General features: G+C 52.2%; 9 protein-coding genes. 5 read left to right on the top strand and 4 right to left on the bottom strand.

Annotated elements, in window-relative coordinates; all coding sequences use genetic code 11:
• Positions 1-137: 137 nt before the first annotated feature.
• Together lgt and CA832_RS10910 are read left to right on the top strand one after the other, a co-directional pair.
• The gene (lgt, locus tag CA832_RS10915; protein ID WP_088341648.1) at positions 138-1,097 is read left to right on the top strand and encodes a prolipoprotein diacylglyceryl transferase; all 960 of its coding nucleotides are present in this window, start codon (positions 138-140) and stop codon (positions 1,095-1,097) included.
• Position 1,098: 1 nt separating this feature from the next.
• On the top strand, positions 1,099-1,593 hold the full coding sequence (locus tag CA832_RS10910) for a DUF192 domain-containing protein (protein WP_394335750.1): 495 nt from the start codon (positions 1,099-1,101) through the stop codon (positions 1,591-1,593).
• Between the two features lie 56 nt (positions 1,594-1,649).
• Here the strand turns inward: CA832_RS10910 and CA832_RS10905 are convergent, their stop codons facing one another.
• From CA832_RS10905 to CA832_RS10890, 4 genes are all read right to left on the bottom strand, one after another.
• Positions 1,650-2,342 carry a DUF4382 domain-containing protein gene (locus CA832_RS10905; protein WP_088341646.1) on the bottom strand — a complete coding sequence of 231 codons (693 nt, stop codon included), beginning with the start codon at positions 2,340-2,342 and terminating at the stop codon, positions 1,650-1,652.
• A gap of 158 nt (positions 2,343-2,500) precedes the next feature.
• Positions 2,501-2,710: a YgaP family membrane protein gene (locus tag CA832_RS10900; protein ID WP_088341645.1), complete on the bottom strand. Its 210-nt coding sequence runs from the start codon at positions 2,708-2,710 to the stop codon at positions 2,501-2,503.
• Positions 2,711-2,815: 105 nt separating this feature from the next.
• Positions 2,816-3,430, bottom strand: a complete 615-nt coding sequence (locus CA832_RS10895; RefSeq protein WP_088341644.1) for a Crp/Fnr family transcriptional regulator — start codon at positions 3,428-3,430, stop codon at positions 2,816-2,818.
• Positions 3,431-3,508: 78 nt separating this feature from the next.
• Positions 3,509-3,715: a YgaP family membrane protein gene (locus CA832_RS10890; RefSeq protein ID WP_088341958.1), complete on the bottom strand. Its 207-nt coding sequence runs from the start codon at positions 3,713-3,715 to the stop codon at positions 3,509-3,511.
• Positions 3,716-3,954: 239 nt separating this feature from the next.
• Between CA832_RS10890 and CA832_RS10885 the strand changes: the two genes are divergently transcribed.
• From CA832_RS10885 to CA832_RS10875, 3 genes are all read left to right on the top strand, one after another.
• The gene (locus CA832_RS10885) at positions 3,955-5,193 is read left to right on the top strand and encodes an ATP-binding cassette domain-containing protein (RefSeq protein WP_088341643.1); all 1,239 of its coding nucleotides are present in this window, start codon (positions 3,955-3,957) and stop codon (positions 5,191-5,193) included.
• Positions 5,194-5,376: 183 nt separating this feature from the next.
• The gene (locus CA832_RS10880; RefSeq protein ID WP_088341642.1) at positions 5,377-5,742 is read left to right on the top strand and encodes a hypothetical protein; all 366 of its coding nucleotides are present in this window, start codon (positions 5,377-5,379) and stop codon (positions 5,740-5,742) included.
• A gap of 125 nt (positions 5,743-5,867) precedes the next feature.
• Positions 5,868-6,245 (top strand): hypothetical protein, encoded by a 378-nt coding sequence (locus CA832_RS10875; RefSeq protein ID WP_088341641.1) that lies wholly within the window; start codon positions 5,868-5,870, stop codon positions 6,243-6,245.
• Positions 6,246-6,295 lie beyond the last annotated feature (50 nt).

Below are 6,295 nucleotides of genomic sequence, written 5' to 3'. Positions count from 1 at the left end.
GGGGGGGATCCGGCTACGACCCGGTACCTTAATCCACAGGGATGACAACTCGGCCAGCGTAGCATCCACTCCCTACCCTTTATTCATCCTCCTGCAGCGCGCTGCGGATTTAGTATATTAGCCCAAAAATGCCGCTTATGCTATTCTGGGGATTTACATGGAATCCGGACGACACTATTTTAAGCCTGGGGGTCCTTCAGGTGAAATACTACAACCTCCTGTGGATTCTGGCCTTTGCTGCCGGCTGGTACCTGATGAAACGCATGTTCGAGCGGGAGGGACGCAGCCGGGAACACCTGGACGCCCTGTTCATCTACGTGGTCCTGGCCACCATGATAGGCGCCCGCCTGGGCCATGTATTTTTTTATGACTGGGACTACTACGGCCACCACCTGGTGGAAATCCTGCTACCCATTCGGCAATCGCCAGGGAGCAGCCTCTTCGGGCTTATCAACGGATACGAGTTTACAGGCTTCCTGGGCCTGGCCTCCCATGGGGCTGCTATAGGAATCATTATAGGTATTTACCTGTACATCCGAAAATACAAGGAATTCAGTATGCTCTGGATCCTGGACCGGTTGGTCATCCCTGTATCCGTTGGAGCCTTTATGGTCCGACTGGGTAATTTCTTCAATTCCGAGATCAACGGGAAAGTTACAGACGGTTCCTTCTTTCTGGCTACCCGCTTTGTCCGGGATTCGGACGATATGCCTGCAGGGCGCGCCATGCAAATCACGGGGCTGAACGACCCGTCGGCCGCCTACAAAGCCCTGGCACGGGACCCCCAGTTCTCCCAATACCTGGAGGCCATCCCCTTCCGGCACCCTGCCCAGCTCTATGAGGGCTTCCTCTATGTCCTGGTGTTTTTTCTCCTGTATTGGCTTTACAACAAAAAAGGCATGGGCAACAGGCCCGGCTTCCTCTTCGGTCTTTTCCTGGTATTGCTCTGGTCGGTGCGCTTCGGGGTGGAATTTGTCAAGAAGAGCCAGGGGGGGTTCGAAGAATCTCTGGGGCTGCTATCCACAGGACAATGGCTTAGCCTGCCCTTTATCCTGCTTGGCATTTATTTCATGGTTAAAAAGCCCAAAAATGTCTGATTTGAGATACTCAAGGTTGCTGATGGCCCTTTTAGGGGCGTTCCTTCTGCTTATGGTAACCGGGTGCCAGGAGGAAAAGAAAAACCCCATCAAAACGGAAACCATCTCCTTTACCAAAGAAGGGGAGCTCCAGGTCCTGCGTGCAGGCACCGATTCGGTCCTGGCGGACCTCGATATCGAAATCGCAGAAACAGACTATGAAACCCAGACCGGGCTCATGTACCGGGAGTCCATGGAAGACACCCAGGCCATGTGGTTTGTCTTCGAAACCGAAGCCATGCATTCCTTCTATATGAAAAATACCTTGTTCCCCCTGGACATCCTTTTTGTGAATGAGGAGCTGGAAATTGTTACGGTGGCAAAAAATGCGCAGCCCCTGGACGAAGCCGGGATTTCCTCCGGGGTCCCGGTCCGATATGTCCTTGAAATTAAAGCCGGGTTGGCCGATAAGTGGGGGATTTCGGAAGGCGACCTCATCCGGTATAGCAGAAACTGACATAAAAAAACCGGGAGGTCCATGACCCCCCGGTTCGTCCTACAACGGAGTATAGCCTACTTGTTGATAATATCCGCAGTAGCCTTAATATTCTCCTTCAGGGCCTGGGCTATTTCCTGGTTCCCGTCCTGGTCGTTAGGGTAAATCTCAATAAGACCGTCCTCATTGCCGTCTACAGCGGTTGCCAGATCAATAGCGTTGAGCGCGCTCAGGAATTGTGACATGTCGAAGGTTACGGTGAACTCTACCATCCCGTCCGTTACCTGAACGCCGGTGCTGCGCCCCACGTCGAGGTTCTCGCTGGTATCGTGCCAGAAGACAAATGGTTTGCCATCGATAGTCCCCTCAATGTAAATGGACTTGTCATAGAGGTCATCGGTTGCAGGGAGGTCTTCGTCCTTGTGGAATTTAAACCGGAGTTCCTTGTACATCCCGTCTGGCACCGGAGCGGTCCCTATGGTCTGGGTAAGGGCATCCCCCTCGTTTAAAAGGTCGATCTGGTACGGGCCGCGAAACTGGATTTCGTCAGTATCGAGGTTGCTGGAGGGGTCGTCATCGTTCTTAAAGACGACATCGCGGATGGAGATCTTAAAGTCGGTAAAAACAACATTTTCATTGGCCTTGGCAGAAGCGGAAGGCGGGTTTACGGCCTGGAGCCTCAGGCGGATGGAGCCTTCGGATTCGTCCTTGGAACAACTGGCCAAGAGGGTCAGGGCCGCAAAAAGCCCCAGAATACTTACTTTTTTCATAACTGCGTTTGTTAAGCTATTTGGATTTGGGTAATGATTCAGGTATAAAACAACCGAACTTGAAAAACTCCGGAAAAAAATATAACTATTTGAAAAAAAACGAGTTGCATCCAGGCATATTGCCCAGGCAACTCGTCTTTTTCCTGGTATGGGGCGTATTACTGCTTCTTTACCGGGCAGGTACTAATCCCAAATGGGGCGTACAGGGGGCAAAAGCTGATAAAGCTGGTCAGCACAAATACGCCGGCCAATATTAGCAGGACAAGCCCCAGCGTTCCGCTCACGGTACCGGTAAAGTACAGTACCCCAAAGATGGCAGCGATAATAAAACGAACAATACGATCGGTAGAACCCATATTCTTTTTCATCTCAAATCTATTTTAAATGACACTTAGACCAAAGGTGCCCGGTTGGTTTCGGGCTTTCCCTGGGGTAAATGTACACAGTGCCCATGGCGTATGCAGTGACTGAGGTCACTTTTTCAGAATCCGGATGCGTTGGCCGGTTTGGGCCACGGCTCCCTCGGCTTCCAATTTTTTCATGGTCCGGCTAATAACCTCCCGCACGGTGCCCAGTTCATCGGCCAATTGCTGATGGGATACGGCCAACTCCTCGGTGTCCAGTAAGCGGGCTTTTCGCACCAGGTGCTCCCGCAGGCGGACGTCCAGTTTGTCGAAAAGGATATGGTGGATGGTCTTGAGCAATTCCCCGTACCGGTACTTGAACTGATCGAAAAACAACCGGTTCAGGTCCGGATATTCCCCCAGGGCCGGCAGCAGGGTTTCCGAAGGGATCAGCAACAGCTCGCTGTCTTCTTCCGCAACGGCAAAAATCCGGCTGGGTTCCGTCCCGAGGACAGCGGAAAACGACATGATACAGCTCTGGTGGGGTTCTATGTAATAAAGCAGCAACTCCCGGTCTTCATTCCGGGTATAGACCTTGACCAGGCCTTCCAGGACAATGGGGACAACCTTTACATACTGGCCTTCCCTGAGGAGTTCTGTGCCCTTGGCTACCTCGGCGCGCTGGCCTTCGGCAAAAAGCCGGTCGGAAAGTTCATGGGAGAGAAAAGAAAGTCGCTTTTCCATACTTCGGGAACGTATTGAGTCCCTGAAGGTAGGAAAAGCGACGTTAAGGGCCATAGCCCCTGATCCGGTTCGGAAGGATTAATCATCCACCGAACAGGTGCTCAGCCCAAACGGGGCGTAAAGCGGGCAAAAGCGCACCAGGCTGGTCAGGACAAAGACGCCGGAGAGGACCAGCAGTACAATACCGGCTGTTCCTGTTACCGTGCCGGTAAAGTACAGCACGGCAAAGACAGCCGCTACAATTAGGCGGATCACGCGGTCCGCCATTCCCATGTTCTTTTTCATTTGGTTATTCATTAATTTGGTTAGGACCTCAGGTCATAAACCATACGATTCCGTACACCAGCCCGAAACAAAGCAGGCACACCACAATCAGTTTTACGATTTTACGACTCATCAGGATACCATAAAGTTAGGGTTTTCCACACCTTGGTTTATGTAACCTTTGCTACACAAGCAACTGGTCTATAAGCTTTTAAACTGTTAAGGTACGGATTATTTGCCGATGTTCTATTTTTGGAGCTATGCCGGAGTTACCTCATGTCGCTATTTATACAGGGATTGATTCCCGGAAGGAATCCTTTTTCGAGCAGCTCCTTCAGGGTGAGCCACCCATAGAACTCAAATTCTTGAAGGGCAAACGCGGGGCCCTGTTCTCCAATGCCCGGATTGCAGCATTCATTGAGGAGGAAGCACGCCACCAGCGCAGCAGCTTAACCGGGACCGGAGAAAGGGGGATCCGGACCTATTCCAGCGGGGAACGAAAAAAAGCCCTGCTGGCACATCTGATGGCCCAAAACCCGGATTTCCTGATCCTGGACGATCCCTTCGACAACCTCGACCGTCAGTACCAGCAGTACCTGCGTTCCGAATTGGAAAAAAGGGCCTCGGAGGTGATCCTTGTCCAGTTGGTAAGCCGCCCTGAAGACCGCCTGGAACTCATTCGGCGGGCAGCCTGCCTGGAAAAGGATGGCCTGGTTGGTTTTCCGGAGTACCAGCCCGGGCCCACCCCAGAAAAACCCGGCTTTAAGGGCCGTATCCCTCCCCCGCCCCACCCCCCGGAAGACCTGCCCGACCCCCTGATACAAATGAAGGCTGTAAACCTGCACTACGAGGGCAGGCCCGTCCTGAACAATATCGACTTGGAAGTGTTTCAGGGCGATTTCTGGGAGCTGCGCGGACCGAATGGTAGCGGCAAATCCTCCTTAATCACCATGATTGTGGGAGACAATCCCAAAGCTTACGGGCAAGAGATAACCCTCTTTGGCCAGCGCAAGGGAAGTGGGGAAAGCGTCTGGGACATCAAATCCCACCTGGGGTATTTTACCCCGGGGATGGCAGACCGATTCCGGGGGTACCACAGCGTGGAAAATATGCTGATCTCCGGACTTACGGATTCCATAGGCCTTTATATACAGCCCTCGGAAACCCAGCGTCTGCTGGCAGCAGCCTGGCTCAGGGTACTGGACATGGAGCAGTGGGCCAATACCCCTTTCAGAGACCTCAGCGAGGGGCAAAAGCGGCTTATTTTCTGTGCCCGCGCCATGGTTAAACACCCAGCACTCCTCATCCTGGATGAACCCACTGCCGGCCTGGACGGCCCCTCTGCCCGAAAAGTAGTGGCCCTGATCAATAAAATGGCCAAGGAAAGCCAGGTGGCCGTCATCTTTGTTTCACACAGGGACGAACCCGGATTAAAGGCTTATAAGACCTTGGAGCTAAAGCCCTCAGAAACAGGCTCCTCAGGACAAGTCTTTGTCTGAGAGAAGGTCGTCGTATATATCAAAATACGGATTCCCGTAATATTTCCTGCGTAAGTTCTTTCTTTCCTACCCAAAATTTTCTATATTCATAGAACACTAACCACCCCTTTTTTAAAATAACCTCCCCCGGGCCCCAAGCCTAGAGTTAGCCTATGCTTTGAACTGGTTAGTATGCCTGCAAAGTTGTCGTACAAGGTTGTTAAGGATTACCTCAATTTCGAAATCAGCGGGGTGGGATCCCCGGCCTATATCGTACCCGAATCACGGAAACTCTGGACCGAGATGGGGCAGATCTGCGACGCACAATCTGTGCACAGAGTGCTGGCCAATATGCGCTTCAAGGAGCGCCTGCCTATCCGCTTTTGCATGGATATAGCGCGTTATGCCCAGGAAACCGGATGGAGTCCTAGTTTCAAACTTGCCCTGGTAACCGATGCCCACAACCATATGGCCCTGAACCTGGTTAAATCCTTTATGGTACACCTGGGTTATGAAGTGGAGGTATTCCTGAACAAGCGCAATGCCCGCAAGTGGCTCCTGACCGCCTGAAACCCATTGTCTTTTCTTCCTGCTCCCCATTCGCATTCGTTTGTGTCCGGCTTTACTTTGCACTATCTTAGAGGTACCACCAAAGAATTACTAAAAGCTCCCCCAGAAAGTCATTCGTTACACCTATGCCGGTACAAATTTCCCATTTTGTAAAACGCAGGTTCTTACTTTTAAAGCTGGAAGGTACGCGCACCCTGGGCAGGGAGACCCAGGAGAGCATTTCCCTGTGGAGACAAGCCGCAGACCTGGCCCGTGAAACCGAGAGGACTCACGTGCTGGCCGAATTTCATATCTCGGGCAACCTGCCCCTTCAACAATGCATCGACATCCTCAACCAAGGCGGGTCCTCCGGGATGCACCCGGACCTGAAACTGGCCGTGGTGGTGGGCGAGGGATTCCAGCTGAACATGCATCTTTTCCGGAATTACCTCCACCATATGGGGTATGAAGTGGAGATCTTTCAAAACCGGGCTACCGCGAAAAGGTGGCTTCTGAATACTTAAAAAAAAAGCCGCACCCGAAGGATGCGGCTTTTTTTATTCTGGATTGAATC

The organism is Robiginitalea sediminis (genome assembly GCF_002198115.1).
Taxonomy (GTDB): Bacteria; Bacteroidota; Bacteroidia; order Flavobacteriales; family Flavobacteriaceae; genus Robiginitalea; species Robiginitalea sediminis.
This window is presented reverse-complemented; position numbering and strand designations above follow the sequence as displayed.